The organism is Luminiphilus syltensis NOR5-1B (assembly GCF_000158175.1).
In the GTDB taxonomy this organism is placed as follows: domain Bacteria; phylum Pseudomonadota; class Gammaproteobacteria; order Pseudomonadales; family Halieaceae; genus Luminiphilus; species Luminiphilus syltensis.
The window spans coordinates 530,526-555,540 of record NZ_DS999411.1 but is presented as its reverse complement, the minus strand read 5'-3'; the positions used below and the strand labels follow the sequence as shown (position 1 = coordinate 555,540).

20 protein-coding genes and 2 tRNA genes are annotated in these 25,015 nt (G+C 58.7%); 20 read left to right on the top strand and 2 right to left on the bottom strand.

Annotated features, from left to right (window positions below; genetic code table 11):
• Nucleotides 1–125: 125 nt before the first annotated feature.
• The 9 genes from NOR51B_RS02465 to feoB all read left to right on the top strand — a co-directional run bounded on the left by NOR51B_RS02465 (nt 126) and on the right by feoB (nt 12,250).
• Nucleotides 126–1,997: an AMP-binding protein gene (locus tag NOR51B_RS02465; RefSeq protein ID WP_009018918.1), complete on the top strand. Its 1,872-nt coding sequence runs from the start codon at nt 126–128 to the stop codon at nt 1,995–1,997.
• A 348-nt stretch (nt 1,998–2,345) separates the two neighbouring features.
• Nucleotides 2,346–3,341, top strand: coding sequence for an NADPH:quinone oxidoreductase family protein (locus NOR51B_RS02460; protein ID WP_040481618.1), 996 nt, complete (start codon nt 2,346–2,348; stop codon nt 3,339–3,341).
• Entirely contained in the window at nt 3,338–4,489 is a 1,152-nt protein-coding gene (locus tag NOR51B_RS02455; protein WP_009020979.1) for an iron-containing alcohol dehydrogenase, read from the top strand. The genes NOR51B_RS02460 and NOR51B_RS02455 overlap by 4 nt, the downstream gene beginning before the upstream one ends.
• Complete coding sequence (locus NOR51B_RS02450) at nt 4,486–4,923, top strand: acyl-CoA thioesterase (RefSeq protein ID WP_009021018.1); 438 nt, start codon at nt 4,486–4,488, stop codon at nt 4,921–4,923. The genes NOR51B_RS02455 and NOR51B_RS02450 overlap by 4 nt, the downstream gene beginning before the upstream one ends.
• Before the next feature lie 303 nt (nt 4,924–5,226).
• Nucleotides 5,227–6,360 carry a glutamine-hydrolyzing carbamoyl-phosphate synthase small subunit gene (carA, locus tag NOR51B_RS02445; protein WP_040482268.1) on the top strand — a complete coding sequence of 378 codons (1,134 nt, stop codon included), beginning with the start codon at nt 5,227–5,229 and terminating at the stop codon, nt 6,358–6,360.
• 18 nt (nt 6,361–6,378) lie between these two features.
• A complete protein-coding gene (gene carB / locus NOR51B_RS02440; RefSeq protein ID WP_009019271.1) occupies nt 6,379–9,600 on the top strand; it encodes a carbamoyl-phosphate synthase large subunit in 3,222 nt (1,073 codons plus the stop codon).
• Nucleotides 9,597–10,073 carry a transcription elongation factor GreA gene (gene greA / locus NOR51B_RS02435; RefSeq protein ID WP_040481616.1) on the top strand — a complete coding sequence of 159 codons (477 nt, stop codon included), beginning with the start codon at nt 9,597–9,599 and terminating at the stop codon, nt 10,071–10,073. Before carB ends, greA begins: the two co-directional genes overlap by 4 nt.
• A 75-nt stretch (nt 10,074–10,148) precedes the next feature.
• Entirely contained in the window at nt 10,149–10,421 is a 273-nt protein-coding gene (locus NOR51B_RS02430; protein WP_040481614.1) for a FeoA family protein, read from the top strand.
• Nucleotides 10,418–12,250, top strand: coding sequence for a ferrous iron transporter B (gene feoB, locus NOR51B_RS02425; RefSeq protein ID WP_009021255.1), 1,833 nt, complete (start codon nt 10,418–10,420; stop codon nt 12,248–12,250). Before NOR51B_RS02430 ends, feoB begins: the two co-directional genes overlap by 4 nt.
• Here the strand turns inward: feoB and NOR51B_RS02420 are convergent.
• A complete protein-coding gene (locus NOR51B_RS02420) occupies nt 12,247–12,591 on the bottom strand; it encodes a hypothetical protein (protein WP_009019859.1) in 345 nt (114 codons plus the stop codon). The genes feoB and NOR51B_RS02420 overlap by 4 nt on opposite strands.
• Before the next feature lie 3 nt (nt 12,592–12,594).
• Entirely contained in the window at nt 12,595–12,918 is a 324-nt protein-coding gene (locus tag NOR51B_RS02415) for a YhbY family RNA-binding protein (RefSeq protein WP_009019618.1), read from the bottom strand.
• Nucleotides 12,919–12,980: 62 nt separating this feature from the next.
• Between NOR51B_RS02415 and rlmE the strand changes: the two genes are divergently transcribed.
• The 11 genes from rlmE to infB all read left to right on the top strand — a co-directional run bounded on the left by rlmE (nt 12,981) and on the right by infB (nt 25,015).
• Nucleotides 12,981–13,601 (top strand): 23S rRNA (uridine(2552)-2'-O)-methyltransferase RlmE, encoded by a 621-nt coding sequence (gene rlmE / locus NOR51B_RS02410; protein WP_009019055.1) that lies wholly within the window; start codon nt 12,981–12,983, stop codon nt 13,599–13,601.
• A 228-nt stretch (nt 13,602–13,829) separates the two neighbouring features.
• Nucleotides 13,830–15,749, top strand: a complete 1,920-nt coding sequence (gene ftsH / locus NOR51B_RS02405) for an ATP-dependent zinc metalloprotease FtsH (RefSeq protein ID WP_040481611.1) — start codon at nt 13,830–13,832, stop codon at nt 15,747–15,749.
• A 13-nt stretch (nt 15,750–15,762) separates the two neighbouring features.
• Complete coding sequence (gene folP, locus NOR51B_RS02400) at nt 15,763–16,641, top strand: dihydropteroate synthase (RefSeq protein WP_040481609.1); 879 nt, start codon at nt 15,763–15,765, stop codon at nt 16,639–16,641.
• The gene (gene glmM / locus NOR51B_RS02395) at nt 16,638–17,978 is read left to right on the top strand and encodes a phosphoglucosamine mutase (RefSeq protein ID WP_009021017.1); all 1,341 of its coding nucleotides are present in this window, start codon (nt 16,638–16,640) and stop codon (nt 17,976–17,978) included. Before folP ends, glmM begins: the two co-directional genes overlap by 4 nt.
• 98 nt (nt 17,979–18,076) lie before the next feature.
• Entirely contained in the window at nt 18,077–18,814 is a 738-nt protein-coding gene (gene tpiA, locus NOR51B_RS02390; protein WP_009019314.1) for a triose-phosphate isomerase, read from the top strand.
• A 17-nt stretch (nt 18,815–18,831) separates the two neighbouring features.
• Nucleotides 18,832–19,248, top strand: coding sequence for a preprotein translocase subunit SecG (gene secG / locus NOR51B_RS02385; protein ID WP_009019161.1), 417 nt, complete (start codon nt 18,832–18,834; stop codon nt 19,246–19,248).
• A gap of 11 nt (nt 19,249–19,259) precedes the next feature.
• Nucleotides 19,260–19,345 (top strand) — tRNA-Leu (locus NOR51B_RS02380).
• Between the two features lie 690 nt (nt 19,346–20,035).
• A tRNA-Met gene (locus NOR51B_RS02375) sits at nt 20,036–20,112 on the top strand.
• A 120-nt stretch (nt 20,113–20,232) separates the two neighbouring features.
• Nucleotides 20,233–20,739 carry a ribosome maturation factor RimP gene (rimP, locus tag NOR51B_RS02370; protein WP_009020477.1) on the top strand — a complete coding sequence of 169 codons (507 nt, stop codon included), beginning with the start codon at nt 20,233–20,235 and terminating at the stop codon, nt 20,737–20,739.
• Nucleotides 20,740–20,775: 36 nt separating this feature from the next.
• A complete protein-coding gene (gene nusA, locus NOR51B_RS02365; RefSeq protein WP_009021414.1) occupies nt 20,776–22,275 on the top strand; it encodes a transcription termination factor NusA in 1,500 nt (499 codons plus the stop codon).
• Nucleotides 22,276–22,327: 52 nt separating this feature from the next.
• Complete coding sequence (infB, locus tag NOR51B_RS02360) at nt 22,328–25,015, top strand: translation initiation factor IF-2 (RefSeq protein WP_009020437.1); 2,688 nt, start codon at nt 22,328–22,330, stop codon at nt 25,013–25,015.

The following is a 25,015-nucleotide window of genomic DNA, read 5'->3' as shown; positions in this document are numbered from 1 at the left end:
GAATGACCGCGCTTTTCGCTCGAAAAGCGCGGTAAAAACTTGGGACTCCCAACCAAGGTCTAAGTGTCAATCGCCGGGGGGCGGGTTAACTTAGATGAATAATAGATAACGCACAGGGAGTCGGCATGACGTATCAATCTGAGTTTTCAGCCTCGGTAACCGACCCGGATCGTTTCTGGCTTAAACAGTCGGCGCTGGTCGATTGGTATGAGGCGCCAACGACGGGAGTTGCCACCGACGATCTGGGGATTGAGCGCTGGTTTCCCGACGGCACCCTGAACACCTGTTTCAACGCGGTGGATCGGCACGTTGCCAGCGGGCGGGGTGATCAGGTGGCGATCTACTACGATTCGCCGGTCACCAACAGCAAAGCGTCCATAAGCTATCGCGAATTACTGTCCAGGGTGGCGGTGTTCGCGGGTGCGCTGGCCGCGCGGGGGGTCGGTAAGGGCGATCGGGTCGTGATTTACATGCCCATGGTGCCCGAAGCCGCCGTTGCCATGCTCGCCTGCGCGCGCATCGGCGCTATCCATTCGGTGGTCTTCGGTGGCTTTGCTGCCAATGAATTGGCGGTCCGACTCGAGGACGCGACGCCGAAGGTCGTGGTTACCGCAACCTGTGGTGTCGAGGTCGCGAGGGTAATCCCCTATCTGCCGATTGTTAACGAGGCTATTGACTCGGTTGAGAACAAGCCGTCAACGGTTATCGTGATGGAGCGACCGCAGGCAGGTTTTGACCCGGTTGCCGGCCGTGACATTACCTGGGAAGCGGCCGTCGCAGCCGCGGAACCCGCTGACTGTGTACCGGTACTGGCGACGGATCCGCTGTATATCCTCTATACATCGGGCACTACGGGTAAACCCAAGGGTGTGGTTCGCGACAATGGTGGCCACGCAGTAGCGCTCACCTATTCGATGAACGCGGTATACGACGTAGACCCCGGCGACGTGTATTGGGCTGCCAGTGATATCGGCTGGGTTGTGGGCCATTCCTATATTGTTTACGCGCCGTTATTCGCGGGCTGCTCCACCATTATGTATGAGGGTAAGCCGGTAAAAACACCTGACGCTGGCGCGTTCTGGCGACTCATCGAGGAGTATCGGGTAAAGGTCCTGTTTGCTGCCCCCACGGCTTTCCGGGCCGTCCGCAAAGAGGATCCGGAAGGTCAACTGTTTAACGACTACGACACCACTTCACTGGAAGCGCTGTACCTGGCGGGTGAGCGTCTTGATCCGCCGACCTACCATTGGCTCGATACCCTCACCCAGCTGCCGATCGTCGACCACTGGTGGCAGACGGAGACCGGCTGGGCGATCGCCACCAATCCGCGTGGGCTCGAGACATTGCCGCCCAAGCCCGGGTCTGCCACCGTGCCCACGCCGGGCTTTAAGGTTGAAATTCTGGACCCTGAGGGTCGCGCGATGGCCGCGGGTGAGCAGGGCGCGGTAGTCATCAAGCGGCCGCTGCCACCCGGGTGTCTGCCCACGGTTTGGGGGCATCATGAGCGCTTCGAGCAGTCCTATCTCAATGCCTATCCCGGTTATTACCTGTCGGGGGATGGGGGTTATCTCGATGAGGACGGTTACCTGTTCATCATGGGTCGTACCGATGATGTGATCAATGTCGCCGGACATCGCCTGTCCACCGGGACGCTGGAGGAGGTGGTTGCTGCGCATCCTGCGGTTGCCGAGTGCGCTGTGATCGGTGCGGCAGACGACCTCAAGGGGCAGGTGCCTGTGGGGCTCGTAGTATTGAAGGACGGCGTGGCTATGGACCTGGCGTCGCTCGAGCGCGAATTGATCGCCGACGTACGCAGCCAGGTCGGTGCCGTGGCGAGTTTTCAGCGGGCGTTTCTGCTCGAGCGCCTGCCGAAAACCCGATCCGGAAAAATCTTACGTGCGACGCTCCGAAAGATCATCGATGGCGAACCTTATTCGGTGCCATCGACTATTGAAGATCCCGCGGTACTTGAAGAGGTCGCCGCCGTCATTACCTGATGCGGCCCTTGGGCTGAATCTCTCCCAGACCCCTGTGCTCGGGAGACCTTCCGGGGCGTCCCATTGTCTTGGCTGCTATCCGATGCGTTGAAGCCGCGGGAGGTGGTCGTATATCGGCGCGAGCCGGAATGCGTCCGTATGCGGAATCGTGTATTGACGAAAAGATGCCCTTATGCGGATAGAATTGCGCCATTACAGCGGTGACCATCGGTCGGGGCGGGGTGCGACGCCCCTTCGTAACACCTGTATTGGCCGCTGATGGCCAGTCTTGGCGTGCCGGTTTGTCCGACGGGCGCCGCACATCAAGACGCCATGGCGCGGGCATCAACAACTCGTCGAGGAGCAGTAATGGCAGGCACGACTCGGGCACTGGTGTGCCGGGAGCATGGAAACCCCGACACACTTGATCTCTCGGATGAGTGGCCGCTACCCGAGCTGGGGCCCCGTGACGTGCAGATCAGGGTATTGGCCGCAGGGCTTAATTTCCCCGATGTACTGATTGTGCAGGGCAAGTATCAAATCCAACCCGACCTGCCCTTTGTCCCGGGGGGGGAGTGTGCCGGTATCGTCGAGGCAACGGGAGATGCGGTTACGCGCGTCAAGGTTGGTGAACCCGTTATTCACATAGGGTTTGCCGGAGCCTTTGCCGAGCAGATCGTCGTCGATGAAAAATTAGTAGTGCCCAAGCCCGGTGGGCTTGATTTCATTCAGGCGGCTGGGGTGGCAATCACCTACTTCACCTCCTATCACGGCCTGGTACAGCGCGCAGCCCTGCAACCCGGGGAAACGCTTTTGGTGCTGGGCGCTGCCGGGGGCGTGGGCTCCAGTGCCATTGAGCTGGGTAAGGCGCTGGGCGCCCGCGTCATTGCTGCAGCATCGACTGACGAAAAGCTTGAATACTGCCGTTCCATCGGTGCCGACGAGGGGATTAACTACAGCACCGAATCCCTCAAAGACCGGGTCAAGGCACTGACCGAGGGGCGTGGCGTTGATGTCACTTACGACCCCGTCGGTGGAGATTTTTCTGAGCAGGCGGTGCGCGCCATGGGGTGGAACGGGCGCCATCTCGTGATCGGCTTCGCAAGCGGCCCCATTCCGTCGATTCCATTGAACCTTGCTTTGCTCAAGGGGTGCTCGATCATCGGCGTATTTTACGGTCGCTTTATGAATGAACAGCCGGACCAGAATCAGGCCAATATCGAGGCGCTCTGGGATTGGTTTGACGATGGCACATTAAACCCCCAGGTGGATGACGTCTTCCCGATCGATGACTACGCGGCAGGATATGGCGCGGTGACCGGGCGACGCGCCAAGGGCAAAGTGGTATTCACCTTCGACCCATGACTGATTATCTCTTTCAAACCGTATCCACCATCGCCGTCGGCACCGATCGCGTGCTGACCCTCGATGGTTTCTGTAAGCAGTTGGGTGTCTCGCGTCCTTTACTGGTCACTGATTCGGGTTTGGTCGGGTTGGGCCTCATTGACCCTCCCGCAGCTGCATTGGCGGCAGCAGGCCTGGAGGCCACTGTCTTTGACGAGGTTGAGGCCGACCCGTCCGAGGCGGTCGTTGAGCGTGCCCTGGCTCGTCTGAGGCAGGCCGACTGCGATGGTGTGATCGCTGTGGGCGGGGGGAGCTCGATGGATACGGCGAAGGTGGTGGCTGCACTTGCCGTAGCCGACCAGCCCCTGTCGGAAATGTACGGTGTGGATCAGATTGCCGGGGCGCGTCTGCCGCTGATACTGGTCCCGACGACGGCGGGTACGGGTTCCGAGGCCACCCCGGTGGCAGTGATTACCACCGGAGATACCACAAAGGCAGGTATTAGTGATGCGACGTTGCTGCCCGATGTCGCGGTACTCGATGCGGCGCTGACCACCGGCCTGCCGCCCGCAGTGACCGCCATGACCGGGATTGATGCGATGGTGCATGCCATCGAGGCCTTCACGTCAATTCATCGTAAAAACCCGATTTCCGATGCGCTGGCGTTAGAGGCCATGAAGCTGCTGACCCACAATCTCCTGACGGTTCTTGATGAGCCCCACAACCTGGCAGCGCGTGAGTCGATGCTGCTCGGTTCGCTGTTTGCGGGCCAGGCCTTCGCGAATGCGCCCGTTGCGGCCGTGCATGCGCTGGCCTACCCCCTGGGTGGGCACTTTCACATACCCCATGGCCTCAGCAACTCACTGATGCTGCCCTCGGTCCTGTCGTTCAACGCGTCCGCCGCAGGACAACATTACGCGGCATTGACGGCGTGTTTGCCGGGTAGCGTGCCCGCCACCGCAGAGGGCTTGATCGCCTGGCTCGAGGAGATGATCGCGGCCAGCGGTTTGCCGCGATCCCTCGAAGCCGCGGGAGTTCCGCTGTCGGCGATACCCACACTGGCTGCGGATGCGATGACCCAGCAGCGGCTTTTGGTGAACAATCCCGTACCCGTGTCTGAATCCGATGCGGTGCGCTTGTATGAAAAAGCCTGGGAGGGCTTACGATGAGTGAGCAACGGCCGGTACCCGCGCCGCGCAGTATCTTCAACCTGTTCTATGACCTGTCTACCCGCTGGGCAGACAACGATATGTACGGCCATGTGAACAACGTCGTTTTTTACGCGTATTTCGATACGGTGGTCAATCGCTACCTGATTGAAGAGGGGGGCATGCGGCCCGGCGTCGACCCGGTGGTGGGCTATGTGGTGAGCTCCTCTGCCAATTATTTCGCCTCGATCGCCCACCCCGCCGAGATTGTCTGCGGTCTCCGGGTGGTGCGTCTGGGCGCTAAGTCGTGTACCTGGGAGATCGGGGTGTTCCTTGAGAACGATGAGGAATCGCGGGTAACGGGCCGTTTTACCCATGCTTTCGTCGACACCACCACCGGTGCGTCCGCGGAGATTCCAGAGCCCTTGCGCCGGGTATTGCAGAAATTGACCTGATCGAAGTGGCTGCCATCGGAGTCTGGACGATCTGAACCCGCCCGAGGGTCATCCTGATGAGCTCCCGATGGGTAAAAGCGTCTCCAGACTTCGGTTTTTGTTGGACACCTTTCGGGGTCATACGTACACTACAGTCCCAGCCTGAGCAGGTGGCGACCGGTGCAAAAACCGGGCGCGATGTTGCTCATCATTTATCCTGAGTCCAGCGCAAACGGACGACCGCTCAACGGGCGGGGTGCCGAAGAAGCGCTCGGCCAGCGCTTGGCGCTGAGCAGGAACCGCAGACCAGACTGGGAGGTCCTTGTGTCAACACCCGCTATTCTTGCCTTGGAAGACGGCACCGTTTTCTGCGGGCTTTCAATAGGTGCTACCGGCGTTTCGGTGGGTGAGGTGGTGTTCAATACCGCCATGACCGGATACCAGGAAATCCTCACTGATCCGTCCTACGCGCGCCAGCTCGTCACACTGACTTATCCCCATATTGGTAATACGGGTACCAACCCCGAAGACGACGAATCCGGCCAGATACAGGCCGCCGGCCTGATTATTCGTGATTTGCCCCTGATGGCGAGTAATTACCGTAGTGAAGCCAGCCTGAGTCATTACCTCACGGCTGAGAAGACCGTAGGTATTGCCGAAATTGATACCCGACAATTGACACGAATCCTGCGGGACAAGGGCGCTCAGGGCGGTTGCTTGATGGCGGGTGACGACATCGACCAGCAGCTTGCTATCGAGAAGGCGAGAGGGTTCGCCGGACTCAAGGGAATGGACCTGGCCAAGGAGGTCAGCACCCGCGCCGCCTATGATTGGAACGAGGGGTCGTGGGTCCAGGGTTCGGGCCACGCTGCTGCAGGCGAGGCGAAATATAACGTCGTGGCGCTGGACTTTGGGGTGAAGCGAAACATTCTGCGAATGCTCACCGATCGAGGGTGCGCGGTGCGCGTGGTTCCCGCCCAGAGTGATCTCGAATCGGTGTTGGCGACGGATCCTGACGGTGTGTTCTTTTCCAACGGGCCGGGTGACCCGGAGCCCTGTGACTATGCGATCGAATTGGCGAAAGGGCTGATGCAGCGGCAGATCCCCTTGTTTGGGATCTGTCTGGGGCACCAGCTCATGGCCCTGGCCAGCGGAGCGCGTACGGAAAAAATGAAATTCGGCCACCATGGCGCGAATCATCCGGTGCAAAGCCTCGCCGATCGGTCGGTTATGGTGACCAGCCAGAACCATGGTTTTGTCGTCGCTGAGGAGGGGCTGCCGGATAATCTGGAGGTCACCCACCGCTCCCTGTTTGATGGAACCCTGCAGGGGATCTCGCGCACCGACGTGCCTGCCTACAGTTTTCAGGGGCACCCGGAGGCCAGCCCAGGCCCCCACGACGCCAGCCCACTGTTTGACCCATTTATCGCCGCGATGCGAAGCCGTCGCGGTCACTGAGTACGGAGTCACTTCGCAATGCCCAAACGCACCGACATTGAGAGCATCCTGATTCTGGGAGCAGGCCCGATTGTTATCGGTCAGGCCTGCGAGTTCGATTACTCGGGGGCCCAGGCGTGCAAAGCCCTGCGCGAGGAGGGCTATCGCGTCATTCTGGTCAATTCCAATCCCGCCACCATCATGACCGATCCGTCGATGGCCGATGCCACCTATATCGAGCCGGTCGAGTGGCAGACTGTGGCGCGAATTATCGAGAAAGAAAAGCCCGATGCCATTCTCCCGACGATGGGGGGGCAAACGGCACTCAATTGCGCGCTCAAGCTCGCCGAGAGGGGTGTGCTGCACGAGCACGGTGTAGAGATGATTGGCGCTACCCGAGAGGCGATCGACAAGGCTGAAAATCGCGAGCAGTTTGACCGGGCAATGAAACGTATCGGCCTGGAGACGCCCCGGGCCGACCTTGCCCACAGCATGGAAGAGGCCTTTAAAGTCCTCGACGATATTGGCTTTCCCTGCATCATCCGGCCCTCCTTCACGATGGGTGGCTCTGGTGGCGGTATCGCCTACAACCGCGATGAATTTGAACAAATCTGTACCCGCGGGCTGGAACTGTCCCCGACCAGCGAGCTGCTGATCGACGAATCACTGATTGGCTGGAAAGAGTTCGAAATGGAGGTGGTCCGGGACCGCAACGACAATTGCATTATTGTCTGCGCGATCGAGAATTTTGATGCCATGGGGGTGCACACCGGGGACTCTATTACGGTTGCACCGGCGCAGACGCTGACCGATAAGGAATACCAGATTATGCGCAACGCCTCCCTGGCGGTGCTGCGCGAGATTGGTGTGGAAACCGGCGGCTCCAACGTTCAGTTTGGCCAGTGTCCCGATACCGGCCGTCTGGTGGTCATTGAAATGAACCCCAGGGTCTCCCGGTCTTCGGCGCTGGCGTCAAAAGCCACCGGCTTCCCCATCGCCAAGGTCGCCGCGCGTCTGGCGGTGGGATATACCCTCGATGAACTCGAGAACGACATCACCGGCGGCGTGACCCCGGCGTCCTTCGAGCCGTCTATCGACTATGTGGTGACCAAAATCCCACGCTTTGCCTTTGAAAAATTCGCCGCTGCCGATGCTCGCCTGACCACCCAGATGAAGTCGGTGGGTGAAGTCATGGCGATTGGTAGAACCTTTCAGGAATCCTTCCAGAAGGCCCTGCGCGGGCTGGAAGTGGGGTCCGCGGGTTTCGAACCTCGACTCAAGGTCACCGATGCGGATACCCGGGCTGAGCTCATTGACTACCTGACCAACCCGGGTGCCGATCGTCCGTGGTATCTCGCCGATGCCTTCCGCGCCGATTTTTCTCTCGAGGAAGTGGCCGGTTATTCGGGTGTCGACCCGTGGTTTCTGGTCCAGATCGAAGAATTGGTTCGTCTTGAGCAGGAGCTCACGGGCAGTAGCCTCGACGCGCTGGATGCCGTGACCCTGCGTCGGTTAAAGCGGAAAGGTTTCTCAGATGCGCGGTTGGCGACGTTGCTGGATAGTAGCGAGGCGGCGGTAAGGGTACACCGACACGCGCTGGGTCTGCGCCCCGTCTATAAACGGGTGGATACCTGTGCGGCTGAGTTTTCTTCGGCGACTGCCTATATGTACTCCACCTATGAAGATGAATGCGAGGCGGCACCGAGTGATCGCAAGAAGATCGTGGTGCTGGGGGGTGGGCCCAACCGGATTGGCCAGGGCATCGAATTTGATTACTGCTGCGTCCATGCGGTGCTCGCCATGCGCGAGGATGGTTACGAAACCATCATGATTAACTGCAACCCGGAGACGGTCTCTACCGACTACGACACATCGGATCGTCTCTACTTCGAGCCGGTATCCCTTGAGGATGTTCTTGAAATCATTGACCTCGAACAGCCCGAGGGGGTCATTGTTCAATTCGGTGGCCAGACGCCGCTGAAGTTGGCGCGAGCTCTCGAGGAGGCGGGTGTGCCTATTATCGGCACCACGCCCGATGAGATAGATCGTGCCGAGGATCGAGAACGCTTCCAGCAAATGATTAATAAGCTGGGATTACGCCAGCCCGCCAACACGACGGTTCGCAGTGTGGATGAAGCGATCGAAGCGGCACGGAATATCGGTTATCCCCTGGTCGTGCGCCCCTCCTATGTATTAGGCGGACGGGCAATGGAAATTGTTTATCGCGAGGAGGATCTGCTGCGTTATATGCGCGATGCGGTCAGGGTGTCCGATGATTCACCGGTGTTGCTGGACAGCTTCCTCAGTGCGGCGATCGAGGTCGATATCGACGCGGTCAGTGACGGGAAAGACGTGGTGATCGGCGCCATCATGCAGCATATCGAACAGGCTGGCGTGCATTCGGGGGATTCGGCATGTTCGCTACCGCCTTACAATCTTGATGCTGAAGTACAGAACCGAATGCGCGATATCGTCAAGCAGATGGGAATAGAGCTGGGTGTCTGTGGGTTGATGAATGTGCAGCTCGCCTATCAGGATGGTGAGATTTATGTGATTGAAGTGAATCCCAGGGCTTCGCGTACCGTGCCGTTTGTGTCCAAGGCGATCGGGTTGTCATTGGCCAAGGTGGCCGCCCGTTGCATGGCAGGACAGTCGTTGGGCAGCCAGGGGGTTACCCGCGAGATCGTGCCCAATTACTACAGCGTCAAAGAAGCCGTGTTGCCGTTCAATAAATTCCCGGGTATTGACCCTATTCTCGGGCCGGAAATGAAATCGACCGGTGAGGTGATGGGCACGGGTACCTCTTTTGCCGCTGCATTTGCCAAGGCCCAGTTGGGTGCGGGCGACGTGGCTCCGGAATCGGGCACGGTGTTGTTCAGTGTGCGCGATGCGGATAAACCTGGAGCGGTTGCGGTTGCCGCCACGCTCGTCGCCCGTGGCTTTACGCTGGCGGCCACTGCGGGTACGGCAGCGGCGCTGGAGGCGGCGGGCCTTGCGGTCAGGCGGGTCAACAAGGTCAGTGAAGGTCGCCCCCATATCGTTGATATGATCAAGAACGATGAAGCGGCGATGATTATCAACACCACCGAGGGGCGGCGGGCTATTTTGGATTCAGCGCCCATCCGGGCCAGTGCTGAGCAGCATAATGTGTTTTACACCACTACGCTGGCGGCTGCAGAAGCCGTCTGTATGGCGCTGGAGCAGGAGGCCGATATGGCGGTGCGCTGTCTCCAGGACCTACACGAGAGTATTGCATCATGAATAGAGTACCGATGACGGCCGAGGGTGAGCGGGCACTTCGAGAGGAGCTCGAGCGCCTGAAAAAAGTGGATCGGCCGCGAATCACCCAGGCCATTGCAGAAGCCCGCGAACACGGTGACCTTAAGGAAAACGCGGAATACCATGCGGCGCGCGAGCAGCAGAGCTTCGCTGAGGGTCGCATCAAGGACATTGAGCACAAGCTGTCTCACGCCCAGGTGATCGACGTATCGGCCATTGCCCACACCGGAAAAGTCATTTTTGGAACCACCGTGGATCTGATTAATCTCGATGACGACTCCACCGTGACTTACCGTATTGTCGGTGAGGACGAGGCCGATGTTCGTAACAACATGATTTCCGTAGGTTCACCGATCGCCCGCGCGTTGGTCGGTAAATCGGAAGGTGACGAGGTCGTGGTTCGGGCGCCCGGCGGCGATATCTGCTATGAGATCGACCAGGTCCGTCACGTCTGACGATCAGCCGAGGTTATTTGTAAACAATTCTCATTCGTGGTAGCGTCCGCCGACTTTTCAGAGATCCTCCCGATTATGAATGCCTCCGCCATAACCAAGACGCTCTGGTCGCTGCAGGCCGGCGATGCGGTTCGCGTTATCGGCTTTGATGACTCGTTACCCGAGCGTTATCGGGTGCGTCTGGAAGAGTTCGGATTTCACCCCGGGGAGAACGTCGAGTGCCTGATGACGCCCGGGCTTGGCGCACCCAAACTGTACCGTGTCAGTAACACGGTGTTTTCCCTGGACGATGACATTGCCAGCTGCGTATTGGTCCAGATGGCGGTCTCCCCGGGGGCGGCGCTGTGAACAAGGTTCTGTTGGTAGGTAGTCCCAACTCGGGCAAGAGCTCGCTGTTTAATCGCCTCACGGGGCTGAGTCAAAAGGTAGCCAACTTCCCGGGTATCACCGTTGATGTGACCTCGGGTTCGCTGTTGGCACTGCCCGACGTCGAATTGGTTGATTTTCCCGGGACCTATTCCCTTCAGGCGATCTCCGCCGAAGAAGAGGTGGCGGTCGAGTATTTTCGCCGCGCCCTCGCGGATCCCGAGGTTCGTCATGTTCTCTGTGTTGTAGACGCCACGCGGCTGGAGAAAAGCCTCTACTTCACGCTACAGGTCATCCGCGACGCTCAGCACCACGGCAAGTTAATCACTGTACTTGCCAATATGGCAGACATCATCGATCGCAATAACCTGACGCTTGATGCCGACGCGTTGGCCGCGGAAATCGGCGCGCCTGTGCTTATGGTATCGGCGAAGAGCGGGTCGGGTATCGAGTCGATTATTGATCGTTTGCGCGATGCGCTGGTCAGGGAGGAGGTGTCGGGGGGACGTTGGTCGGAGACGCCCGATGCCCTGTTACGGGGTACCGCCCATCAGCTGGCGCACCAGCACGGTCCGCGCGGGGATGTACTTATCCAGAGTCAGACCCGGCTGGATCGCTTTTTTCTCAGTGGCTTTACCGGTGGCGTGGCGTTTTTCGGCATTATGCTGCTGTTGTTCCAGTCGATTTTTACCTGGTCTGCTCCGGTTATGGATGCGGTGGAGGCGCTGGTTGGCGCTGTGGGCTCCGTCGTTGTCCCGTTGATTGAAAATACCGTGATCGCGGATTTTGTCGCCGACGCGCTGTTCGGCGGTATTGGCGCTTTTCTTGTTTTTGTACCCCAGATCTTCGTGCTGACTTTTATCATCGGGCTTCTCGAGGATTCGGGTTACCTGGCCCGGGCGGCCCTGATTTGCCACCGTCCGCTGCGCCTGTTTGGCATGACGGGGAAAAGTTTTATTCCCATGCTGTCCGGGGTGGCCTGCGCTATTCCCGCTATTTACGCGGCGCGTTCGGTGGATTCGCAGCGCCAGCGTCTGATGACGTACCTGGCCATACCGCTGATGCCCTGTTCTGCTCGCCTACCGGTTTATGCGCTGCTGATCGCGACCTTTATCCCCGATGAAACCATGTTCGGTGGATTGCTCGGCTGGCAGGGCGTGGCGATGTTCTCGATTTATTTTCTGGGCATGCTGATGGGGTTGATCGTTACGGGAATCACCCATCGAATCAGTCGCGTGGTGGCTGATGATTTACCGTTTGTTCTTGAACTCCCGCCGTACCGATTGCCGGGCTTGCTGCCCATTCTTCGCAATGCGGAGAAGCGGTGCCGTCACTTTGTTACAAAAGCAGGCAAGGTGATTCTCAGTGTGACCATTGTCGTCTGGATTCTCGGCTACTTCCCGAATTACGGCGCCGATCTTGCGACCTCCTGGCTGGGTACCATAGGCCATTTCATCGAGCCTGTTTTCGAGCCCATTGGACTCGATTGGCGCTACGGTGTGGCCATCATCAGTTCGTTCCTGGCGCGGGAAGTCTTTGTTGGGACGCTCGGTACTATCTTCGGTATCGAGGATGCGGAGGACAATATGGCGCCGCTTGTTGACCAGATTCAGGCCAGCGGCCTTCCGATAGGCAGTGGTGTCGCGCTGCTGGTCTTTTTCGCCATTGCGCTTCAATGCGTATCGACGCTCGCGATCCTCTCCCGAGAGACCCGCTCCTGGAAAATACCGTTGCGGATGGCTGCGGCGTACCTCGTGTTGGCCTACATGTCGGCGCTGGGGGTCTTCTACCTGGTGGAGTGGCTGGTCTAGCGGCTGCGCTGTTGTTGAAACAGCCGCATCTCTGCAAGTACCAGGCGAGCGGCAAGCGTCAGCATCAGTCTGTGGTTCTGGCGATGTACCGCGGCGACCCCCTCGGTGATCTGGGATTGCAGGGTTTTGGTTTCGGCCTCGGTAATGCCGCCGGGCAGATCGACCTGAAAGGCGACATCGTGGCCAGGATCGAGTTCAGCGTAGACCGCCGTCAATGTCTCCAGCGCGAATTCAATCAGCGCGTCGTCAGCACCTTTGGCTTGCAGCAAGCGTCTTAGCTCGCGCTCGAGAAACGCGAATGCCTGTGTTTCCCGCGTCGGGAATTCGAGCACCTCGGCCATCGATCAGAGTGTTCGCTGCAGATTCGACTTGCGCGGATCGGCTTTCGGATTTCGCCTCAGAATCGTCGCGGTGTTGCCGATTCGCTGGATCAAGGCAGTGCCGCACAGCTCGGTCAGCTGCTTTATCAGGGCGTCCCGCTCATCGCGATCCCCCACGGCCACTTTAAGTTTGATCAGTTCGTGATCATTGAGGGCACGGTCGATTTCGGCGAGCACGGACTCGCTGAGCCCGGCTCCGGCGACGGTAACGACGGGCGATAGCTTGTGCGCGATGGCCCGGTACTGCTTGATCTGTGCCCGGCTGGGCGCGTTTGATTCGGTATTCATGATTTCTGGCGTTAGACTCGGAAGTTAAGTGTAAAGCAGTGGGCGCAGGGAGTCGCCGGTGCATGGGGAAGAAAAAATCGTCAAGTCGGGCATGGCTGAAGGAGCATCGCGAGGACCCCTACGTCCAAAGGGCTCAAAAAGAAGGTTACCGCTCCCGCGCCTGCTATAAATTACTGGAGCTCAATGAGCGCGACCGACTGATCAGGCCGGGAATGACGGTGCTGGATCTCGGCGCCGCACCGGGTGGCTGGTCCCAGGTGGCGGCCAACCTGGTGGGTGCCAAAGGCCGTGTCGTCGCGAGTGACATTCTGCCGATGGATAGTCTGGCGGGCGTCACGTTCCTGCAGGGAGATTTTACCGAGGAGGCGATTTACCAGAAGTTGCTGGCGGAGTTTGAGCTCGCACCGCCCCAGTTGGTGATGTCAGACATGGCGCCCAACCTGAGTGGAATGACGGCGGTGGATCAGCCGCGGGCCATGGCACTGGTGGAGTTGGCCCTTGATCTTGCGGTCACCCTGTTGCCACCGGGAGGCGCTTTCGTTGCCAAGGTTTTTCACGGCGAGGGATTCGAACCCCTATTGAAGGCGTGCCGGGGCCAGTTTGATCGGGTTCTGACGCGCAAACCGACGGCATCGCGTCCGAGATCGAGAGAGGTTTATCTGGTTGCCACGGGCAAGCGGTAGTTTTCGGTGTTCATTGTGCTGTCGGGGTTGAAATCCGTCCGATAAACCATCAGGTTAGGTCATTATCAGGAGCAAACTCCGCCCATCCACCCGTTGTGCGGTCCAGGCCCGGCGCGCCGCACGTATACCCTGCAAATCCGCAGAATCCGGATTCTGTAAAAGACGCGCTATACTGTGCGGCCGCGCAACGCAATACCAACGTTTTATGAGGAAGGCGCTTTGAACAATATGGCAAAGAATTTACTGCTCTGGCTGGTCATTGCGGCCGTGCTGTTGTCAGTTTTTAACAATTTCAACATGCAAAGCGCTGCCGAGCAGGTGGGGTATTCTGAATTTATCGAGGAAATCCAGAACGACAACGTGAAAAAGGTTGTGGTGGATGGCTTGACCATAACGGCCTCGCGCTACGATGGCTCGTCTTTTGAGACGATTCGACCCATGGTCGAAGATCCAAAGCTGATGGATGATTTGCTCGCCCACGACGTGGTGGTTGAAGGGCGTAAGCCCCAGGAGCAGAGCGTCTGGACCCAATTGCTGGTCGCCAGCTTCCCGATTCTGATCATTATCGCCGTTTTCATGTTCTTTATGCGCCAGATGCAAGGCGGTGGTGGTGGCCGCGGTGGTCCGATGAGTTTCGGAAAGAGCAAAGCCAAGTTGCTGGGAGAAGACCAGATCACCACCACCTTTGCCGACGTGGCGGGTGTTGAGGAGGCCAAGGAAGACACCCATGAGCTGGTGGATTTCCTTCGGGATCCGAGTCGGTTCCAGAAACTGGGCGGTCGCATTCCCCGCGGCGTACTCATGGTCGGACAGCCCGGTACGGGTAAGACGCTATTGGCGAAGGCCATCGCGGGAGAGGCCAAGGTTCCCTTTTTCTCCATCTCTGGCTCTGACTTTGTCGAAATGTTTGTCGGCGTCGGTGCGTCCCGGGTCCGCGATATGTTTGAGCAGGCCAAGAAGCAGTCGCCGTGTATTATTTTCATCGACGAGATCGATGCCGTAGGTCGGCATCGAGGTGCCGGACTCGGCGGCGGTCATGATGAGCGCGAGCAGACGCTTAACCAATTGTTGGTAGAGATGGACGGTTTTGAGGCCAACGATGGCGTCATCGTGATTGCCGCCACCAACCGCCCTGATGTTCTTGATCCCGCCTTGCTGCGTCCCGGACGCTTCGACCGGCAGGTGGTGGTGGGCCTGCCTGACATTCGCGGCCGCGAACAGATCCTCAAGGTACACATGCGCAAGGTACCTCTGGGTGAGAACGTCGATCCGAGCAAGATTGCTCGGGGTACTCCGGGTTTTTCGGGAGCGGATCTTGCGAACCTGGTCAACGAGGCGGCGCTCTTCGCCGCCCGTGCCGGTGTACGTATGGTCAATATGGAGCAGTTTGAGCTGGCCAAGGACAAGATCATGATGGGTGCCGAGCGGCGTTCGATGGTCATGTCGGAAAAGGAAAAGCGCAATACGGCTTATCACGAGGCGGGACATGCCATCGTTGGGCGCTTGATGCCCGAGCACGACCCGGTTTACAAGGTATCGATAATTCCTCGCGGCCGCGCATTGGGTGTCACCATGTTCCTGCCCGAGGAAGATCGCTATAGCCACAGCCGGCGCCACATCATCAGCCAGATTACCAGTCTGTTTGGCGGTCGGGTTGCCGAGGAAATGACGCTTGGGCCGGACGGTATTACGACGGGCGCCTCCAATGATATTCAGCGCGCCACCGAGATGTCGCGCAACATGGTGACCAAGTGGGGCCTCTCCGAGGCGCTCGGTCCATTGATGTATGACGAAGGCGGTGAAGAGGTCTTCCTTGGCCGGTCGGCAGGGCAGCCTACGAAGGCCATGTCTGACGAGACGGCGCGGTCTATTGATAAGGAAGTGCGCAAAATCATTGATGAGTGCTACACCAAAGCGACGACGCTGCTTGAAGAGAATCGCGGCAAGCTCGATAAGATGGCGGACGCACTGATGCTGTATGAAACTATCGATGCGGAGCAGATCGACGACATCATGAACGACAGGGAGCCGAGGCCACCCGCGGGATGGTCTGACGATGACCGTGACAGCCCTTCCTCAGGGGGTGGAGAGACCGAGGCGACCGAGAGCAGCACAGGCCCCATCGGCGGACCGGCTAGCGACCACTGAGTTTTCGGCTGCCATGACGTCAGCCGCACCCCCTCAAGCCGCAGGCGTTATGTTTTGCGGCGATAAGCCCCTCGATTTGAGCACTCCGCAGTTAATGGGGGTGCTCAATATCACACCAGACTCTTTTTCAGACGGTGGTCAGCTTTATCGCGACGGCGAGCTTAGGGCCGACGTGCTCTGCCGGCGTGCTGAAGCCATGGTAGATGCGGGAGTGGCGGTGCTTGATATTGGCGGAGAGTCAACGCGGCCCGGAGCGACAGCCGTCTCGGAGCAGGAGGAGCTCGACCGTGTACTGGCAGCCCTCGCCGTCATCGAGAGTCGCTTCGACGCCATTATTTCGCTGGATACCAGCTCGCCCCGTGTGATCACCGAAGGAGCGGCGGCAGGTGCCGCCGTCATCAACGATGTGCGCGCCTTGCGTCGACCCGGTGCGCTTGAGGCGGCCGCCGCTGCCGGACTGCCGGTGTGTTTGATGCACATGCGTGGTGAGCCGGGTGATATGCAGGATCAACCCCATTACGATTCTGTGGTCGATGAGGTATCGACGTTTTTCGCCGAGCGAATCAAGGCTGTTGAGCTGGCCGGTATTCCTCGCTCCCGGGTGCTCCTCGATCCGGGATTTGGGTTTGGTAAGACCCCGGAGCATAATTTCACCCTGCTCAGAAGGCTGGGTGAATTTCTCGTATTGGGCTGTCCACTCGCGGTCGGCTTATCGCGCAAATCAATGATAGCCTCTGTGATTGACCGCACCATGGATCAGCGCGTCTCCGCGAGTATTGCACTGGCACTTATGGCGGCTGAGCGTGGGGCGCGACTATTGCGGGTTCATGATGTGAGGGAGAGCAGCGACGCCCTCGCTATGCTGACAGCTATGGAGCAAGTGGGATTGTGAAAAAGAAATATTTCGGCACCGACGGTATTCGTGGCCGGGTGGGTACAGCACCGATTTCCCCCGATTTTATGCTGCAGCTGGGTTGGGCCTGCGGCCGTGTGTTCGCTGATCAGTGGCAGGGTAAACCGACGGTGATTATCGGCAAGGACACCCGAGTATCCGGCTACATGTTTGAGTCTGCACTCGAGGCCGGGCTGGTGGCTGCAGGGGCAGATGTGCGCTTGCTGGGTCCGATGCCTACCCCCGCAGTGGCACTACTGACCCGCTCACAGAACGCGGCAGCGGGGATAGTCATCAGTGCCTCGCACAATCCCTTTTATGACAATGGCATCAAGTTCTTCTGCGATAAGGGTGCGAAGTTGTCCGATGAGACCGAGCTGGCCATCGAGGCCGCACTGGAGATGCCACTGGAAACGGTCGACTCGCGTAAGCTGGGTAAAGCGAGCCGTGTCGTCGATGCTGCAGGTCGCTATATCGAGTTTTGCAAATCAACCCTACCCGAAGACGTGAGTCTCCGGGGGCTGAAAATAGTGCTCGATTGCGCCAACGGGGCGACTTATCACATTGCCCCGGCGGTATTTGCTGAGCTGGGTGCCGAGATCACCGTTATTGGTGCGAGCCCTGATGGCTACAACATCAACCATGAGTTTGGTTCCACTGCACCGGATGCCCTTATTGCGGCGGTGATTGAAGCGGGGGCCGATTTGGGGATTGCTTTTGACGGCGACGGTGATCGTGTGCTGTTTGTCGATGCCGATGGCTCGGTTGTCGATGGTGATGAGCTGCTGTACGTGCTGGCCACGCATCGGGTGATGACGGGGCGATCGGACTCTGGCGTCGTCGGCACGCTGATGTCCAATATGGGTCTTGAGCTGGCCTTGCAGGAACACGGATTGAAGCTCGCACGCGCCAATGTGGGTGACCGCTACGTTCGTGAAATCATGAATGCTCAGGGCTGGCACCTCGGTGGTGAATCATCCGGGCATATTATTTGCTCCGATGTGACAACAACGGGCGACGGGATCGTGTCTGCCCTTCAGGTACTCGCAGCGATAGTGATGACGGAAATGTCGCTGGGGGAATTGCGCGGCGGTATGTGCAAAATGCCCCAGGTTCTTGTCAACGTACCGGTTACCAATGGGGCCCAGTTGCGGGATCATCCGCAGGTGCAGGCCGCCACCGCGGCGGCTGAGAAGTCTCTGGAAGGACGTGGGCGCGTCCTGCTCCGCCCCTCCGGGACCGAACCCGTGATTCGGGTGATGGTCGAGGGTGAGGATCAGGATACTATTCACCAGCTCGCGCACTCGATGGCGGATACGATTGCTGACCTGACCTGACCTGACCTGACCTGCTGCTCGGTTCGGGTGTCGTAAGCGCCGGTTGCGGTGTCGGTCACTGTTGGGTAGTATCGCGCGCCTGAAAAGCAGGGGTTCGCATGGCGGATAAGCTGGTTATCGGTAACTGGAAGTTGTTCGGCTCGAATGAGCGGATCCGCGAGTTTGCGATTGAGCTGAAAGCACTCAGTGCCGGACGGTTGGATGCGCAGCAGGTGGTTATTTGCACGCCATACCCATACCTGGCGACGCTGGCTGCGGTGTTGCCCGAGGTGGGTGTTGGCGCCCAGGACTGCTCTGTTAACACCGAGGGCGCTTTTACCGGCGAGGTGTCGGCAGCAATGCTGGCGGATGTCGGGTGCCGGTGGAGTATTGTCGGCCACTCGGAGCGGCGGCAATACCACGCCGAAAGCGATGCGGGTGTGGCGCTCAAGGCGGTGGCGGTACAGCAGCAGGGTTTATGTGCAGTAGTTTGCGTTGGAGAATCGCTTGAAGAGCGCAAGCGGGGCGATCACATACAACGTGTGGCCAGTCAGGTTCGGGCGTCGCTTGAAGGTGTTGCCGCAGAGAATCTGGTCGTTGCTTACGAGCCTATCTGGGCGATTGGCACCGGCGAGACGGCAACTCCTGAGCAGGCTGATGAGATGCATGGGGTGATACGCCAGGTGTTGGTGGAACTCTATGGAGAATCGGGCCGAGCGCTGCGAGTCCTGTACGGGGGCAGCGTAAAGCCGAGTACGGCGGGTGGTTTGTTTGCCTGTGACAATATTGATGGGGCGCTGGTTGGCGGCGCCTCACTTGAAGCCGAGAGCTTCTGGCAGATTGTGACCGCGGCATAGCGCGTCACGGAGGAAGAATGGAACAATTGATTTTAGTGGGTCACCTGTTTGTCGCACTGGCGATTATTGGTTTGATCATGTTGCAACAGGGCAAAGGCGCTGACATCGGGGCCTCTTTTGGCGCAGGTGCGTCACAGACGCTGTTTGGCAGCACGGGCACGACCAATGTGCTGACCAAATCGACGGCGTGGTTGTCCGCAGCGTTTTTTGCCTCGAGCTTCAGTCTGGCCATGATCGCCGACAGCCGGACGGCTGGCGATGAGGATCTCGGCTTTGAGATCCCCGTTGAGGCGTCATCCAGTGCGCCTGAAGCGCTGCCCATAGATCAGGCGGGATTCGAAGCACCTGTGCTAGAATCGTCGAGCGAAATTCCTCAGATTGACGGTAGCGAGTCAGGTGCCGCTGGCACGGATTCAGAGATCCCCTCGGGTTGAGGACAGTATTTGCGGAAGTGGTGGAATTGGTAGACACGCTATCTTGAGGGGGTAGTGGCCATTGGCTGTGCGGGTTCAAGTCCCGCCTTCCGCACCATACAACGAAGAGGCTCCACGTTTAGTGGGGCTTTTTCGTTTCTGGGGTACGCGTTGCATGCGGGACTATTCCAGGCCTCGCTTTTTCCGTCGCGCCAGAGTCGCGCCGGGCTCGGCCGTGATTGCCGGTGGCAATCACCCCGCCTTCCGCACCATACAACGAAGAGGCTCCACGTTTAGTGGGGCTTTTTCGTTTCTGGGGTACGCGTTGCATGCGGGGCTATTCCAGGCCTCGCTTTTTCCGTCGCGCCAGAGTCGCGCCGGGCTCGGCCGTGATTGCCGGTGGCAATCACCCCGCCTTCCGCACCATACAACGAAGAGGCTCCACGTAAAGTGGGGCTTTTTTCGTTTCTGGGGTACGCGTTGCATGCGGGACTATTCCAGGCCTCGCTTTTTCCGTCGCGCCAGAGTCGCGCCGGGCTCGGCCGTGATTGCCGGTGGCAATCACCCCGCCTTCCGCACCAAATACCGAAGAAGCTCCACGTAAAGTGGGGCTTTTTCGACCGTAAATGCAGCGATCACTGAGGGTGGCAAGGCAATCACTGTACATTTTGCAGTGTGTCGCCCTTGACGTTATCAAAAGCACTACCTATACTTCGGCGCCTCTGATTTGAAGCATTTATTCAAGTCAGGCGTGACAGCCAACACCGAGCGTTTTGGTGTACTAGGGGGCGGTCACAGCAAGTTTTGATGCGGGGTGGAGCAGCCTGGTAGCTCGTCGGGCTCATAACCCGAAGGTCGTCGGTTCAAATCCGGCCCCCGCTACCATTTAGATGGTGCCTACTGCTCAGGTAACCATCATTTGTGGAAGCCCCTCTTTGGGGCTTTTTTGTGTCTGTTGAATGTGGACAGGCGAATAACACAATAGATTGGGGATCAATCGATTAGATGGCAGGCAAGACCACCCAGTTGAGCGAATTGCTGACACCGACCATCGAGTCGCTGGGGTTTGAATTGTGGGGCCTCGAATTACTGCCCCCGTTTCGAAAGCCGACTTTTCGCGTTTACATCGATCGTGAGGAGGGTGTGACGGTCGACGACTGCGCCATGGTGAGTCGCCATATCAGTGGTGTACTCGATGTGGAGGATCCCATCCAGACCGAGTTTACGCTGGAGGTCTCCTCGCCAGGAATCGACCGGCTGCTGTTCCGTCCTGAGCAGTATCGCCTGTATATCGGCGAGCCGATAGAAGTTCGCCTGCGGATGCCCTTCGAGGGCCGGCGTAAGTTTCGTGGCTGGCTGGTCGGGGTGGAAGGGGACGAGGTCGTGGTACGTGCGGGTGAGCATGAGTATGTATTGCCGTTGAATTCGGTGGAGCGCGCCAAGGTGGAGCCCCGCGTTGAAATCGGCAAGGGAAAGAACAAGTTAAAGCGCGAAAGTGCCAAAGCTGAATGAAATCGGTTGAATACCGGGAAGGGTGAGAGAGTGACAATGAACAAAGAAATCCTGATGGTGGCGGAAGCGGTATCGAATGAAAAAGGGGTGTCAGAGGACATCATCTTTGAAGCGATTGAGCTGGCGCTCGCGACGGCGGCCAAGAAACGCTACGACGAAGAGTCGGACATCGAGGTGCAGATCGATCGCGAAACCGGCGATTACGTCACGACACGCCGTTGGCTGGTAGTACCCGACAGTGAGCTGGCTTTGTTGGGCACCCAGTTCACTACTGAAGAAGCCATTGAGGTTAATGCCGAACTGAAGCCCGGCGATGTCCACGAAGAAGTCGTCGACAATGTGGATTTCGGACGCATCGCCGCACAGACCGCCAAGCAGGTCATCGTTCAGCGTGTTCGCGATGCGGAGCGCGCGCAAATCGTCGAGCAGTATCAGAGCCGCGTCGGCGAATTGCTCGCGGGAACGGTCAAGAAAGTCACCCGGGACAACGTCATCGTTGATCTCGGCGGCAATGCTGAGGGCTTGCTGCCGCGCACCGAGCTGGTGGGCCGTGAGACCTTCCGAATCAACGATCGTGTCCGCGCCATTCTTACCGAGATCAACACTGAGTCGCGGGGACCACAATTGATTCTGTCCCGCGCCTGCAAGGAAATGTTGATTGAGTTGTTTAAAATAGAGGTCCCCGAAATCGCGGAGGGTGTCATACAAATCCGAGCGGCAGCTCGGGATCCGGGTTCCCGTGCCAAGATCGCGGTCAAGACCGGCGATCAGCGAATCGATCCGGTCGGCGCTTGTGTCGGTATGCGCGGTTCGCGGGTTCAGGCGGTGTCCAATGAGCTCGATAACGAGCGTGTTGACATTATTCTCTGGGACGATAATGCGGCGCAACTGGTCATCAATGCCATGTCTCCGGCCGAGGTCGAGTCGATTGTGGTCGACGAAGACAGCAACACCATGGAAGTGGCGGTCGCCGAGGACAATCTCGCCCAGGCGATCGGCCGTGGTGGCCAGAATGTTCGTCTTGCCTCGGATTTGACCGAGTGGACCATTAATGTGATGAGCGTGGATGATGCGATCGAGAAGCAGGAGGCTGAAGCCATCCAGGTCATGGAAACCTTCATGAACGCTCTCGATGTTGATGAAGATGTCGCCGGGGTTCTGGTCGAAGAAGGCTTCACCACGCTGGAAGAGGTGGCTTACGTGCCGCTTGAAGAGATGATGTCGATTGAAGGCTTTGACGAGGATATCTCCGAAGAGTTGCGCGCACGAGCCAAAGATGCGCTGCTGACCATGGCGATCGCCTCGGAGGAACAGTTGGGTGCCAATGAGCCGGCAGAAGACTTACTGGCCATGGAGGGCATGGAACGGCATCTCGCCTTTGTCCTGGCGAGCCGCGGCATTGTCACCATGGAAGATCTTGCCGAGCAGGGTGTCGACGACATTATGGATATTGAAGATATGACCGAGGAGCGTGCGGCCGCATTGATTATGACCGCCCGCGAGCCGTGGTTCGCTGAGGAGGAATCGGCTTCCTGATTATCAGAGCGGATGACTTCGGCGTAAAACCAGACGGGCAAGGGAGTTCAAAATGGCACAGGTGACAGTAGAGCAGCTGGCAAAGACAGTAGGCGCATCGGCGGAACGGCTGTTGTCGCAGATGAAGGAGGCGGGCTTGCCGCATTCTTCGGCGGCACAGGAAGTGTCCGATGAAGATAAGCAGACGCTGTTGGCGCACCTAAAGCGCAGCCACGGCGAAAGCAGTGATGCGCCCAAGAAAATTACACTCAAGCGTAAGTCGTTAAGCACATTGCGGACTGGCGGCGCGGGTAAGCGCACCGTCAATGTAGAAGTGCGCAAAAAACGCACCTATATCAAGCGTGATGACATGGAAGCCGAAGTTGAGGCTGAAGTAGCCGATACGGACGCGGTCTCACCTGAAGATCAGACTGCTGCGGCGCCTGAAGTCGAAGTGACAGCGGCAACACCCGACACCGTTTCTGAGCCGGTAGAGGCCCCCGTGGCTGAGACACCCGCCGCTGCTGAGCCCGAGGTTGAGCCCGAACCTGAGGATGAGACGGATCTCGATCCGGAAGTGCTGCGACAGCGCGCGGCCCAGCGGCGTCAGCGTGAAGAGGAAAAACGTCAGCAGGACATGGAGGCCGCAATTGCGGCGCGCAAGGAAGAGGAAGCGCGCAAGCAGGCGGAAGCCGAGGAGGCCAAGCGTCAGGCCGAGCTCGCCAAGACTGCGCCCGATGCCTCTGCCGGTGCGGCAGATCGCAAGCCCAAGCGATTGCATGATGCGCCGGCCCGCGAAGAGGTACAGCGCAAGAAACCCAGTCGCGGACGCCTGAGCAAGTCCAATATCCCCGGCGCTCGCGGTAAGCAACGGGGTCACAATCTATCGCTGAATGTGCTCGATGCTGTCGAATCGGGCGTTGCCCGACGACGCGGTGGCCGGCGCAAGAAGTCGAGCCACGAGGAGCATAGCAAGCACGGTTTTGAGCAGCCTACCGAGCGCATTGTTCGCGATGTCGAGATTTCCGAGAATATCAGCGTGGGTGATCTCGCGTCGCAAATGGCAGTGAAAGCCGGTTTGGTCATCAAAGAACTGATGAAGCTCGGTGTGATGGCGACCATTAACCAGATGGTCGACCAGGACACGGCGGTACTCGTCGTGGAAGAGCTGGGCCATACCGCCAAGTTGGTCAGTGAAGACGAACTCGAAGAGCGGCTCGTCGAGACGCTGTCCAGCCAGGATGGCACACCGTTGCCGCGAGCTCCGGTGGTTACCGTAATGGGCCACGTAGATCATGGCAAAACGTCATTACTCGACTACATTCGTAAGGCGAAAGTAGCGAGTGGTGAAGCGGGTGGCATTACCCAGCACATCGGCGCCTATCACGTCGAGACCGGCCGCGGCATGATCACCTTCCTCGATACCCCTGGACACGCGGCGTTCACCTCGATGCGCGCCCGTGGTGCGAAATCTACCGATATCGTGATCCTGGTGGTGGCTGCCGATGATGGCGTTATGCCACAGACCGAGGAGGCGGTGCAGCACGCAAGAGCCGCTGGCGTCCCCATGGTGGTGGCGATCAACAAGATGGATAAAGAGGGCGCCGATCCGGACCGAGTCAAAAATGAGTTGTCGGCCAAGGAAGTGATCCCCGAGGAGTGGGGTGGCGATACCCAGTTCGTGCCGGTGTCTGCCCATACCGGTGACGGTATTGATGCACTGCTCGATGCGGTTCTTCTCCAGTCAGAACTGCTCGAACTGAGTGCACCGGAAGATGTGCCGGCCCAGGGCATTGTGATTGAGTCCCGATTGGATAAAGGTCGAGGCCCTGTGGCATCACTGCTGATCCAGGGCGGTACGTTGCGCCAGGGCGATATTGTTCTTGCGGGCCTGCAGTACGGTCGTGTTCGGGCGATGCTCGACGAAAACGGCGAGCCCATCAAAGAGGCCGGACCGAGTATCCCTGTCGAGGTGCTCGGACTCGATGGCACCCCCGATGCGGGAGATCCGTTTGCGGCGGTGGAGAGCGAAAAGCGCGCGCGGGAGATCGCCGATTACCGGCAGGAAAAAACCCGCAGTACCAAACTGGCCCGTCAGCAAGCCGCCAAGCTCGACAATATGTTTGAGACCATGACCGCAGGTGAAGTGGAGTCACTGAATCTGGTGGTTAAAGCAGACGTACGCGGCTCTCTTGAGGCTCTGCTCGGTGCGCTGTCAGATCTTGGCAATGATGAAGTCAAGGTGAATGTGGTTGCCGGCGGTGTCGGTGGTATCACCGAGACCGACGTCTCTTTGGCGATGACCAGTTCCGCCATTTTGTTCGGCTTCAATGTTCGTGCAGATTCCAAGGCGCGAAACGTCGCCGAAAACGAGGGTATCGAGGTGCGGTATTACAACGTCATCTACGATCTCATCGACGATGTTAAGGCGGCGCTTACCGGTATGTTGTCGCCGGAACTGCGCGAAGAAATTGTCGGTATTGCCGAGGTCCGCGATGTCTTCCGCTCGCCGAAGCTCGGCCAGATTGCCGGCTGTATGGTGACCGAGGGAACGGTGTATCGCGCCAAGCCTATTCGTGTACTGCGCGACAGCGTGGTGATTTACGAGGGTGAGCTGGAGTCGCTGCGACGCTTCAAGGACGATGCCAGTGAAGTGCGAAATGGCATGGAGTGCGGTATTGGCGTGAAGAATTACAACGACGTTAAGGTCGGCGACCTCATTGAGGTCTTTGACGTCAATGAAGTGGCGCGAACCCTCTGA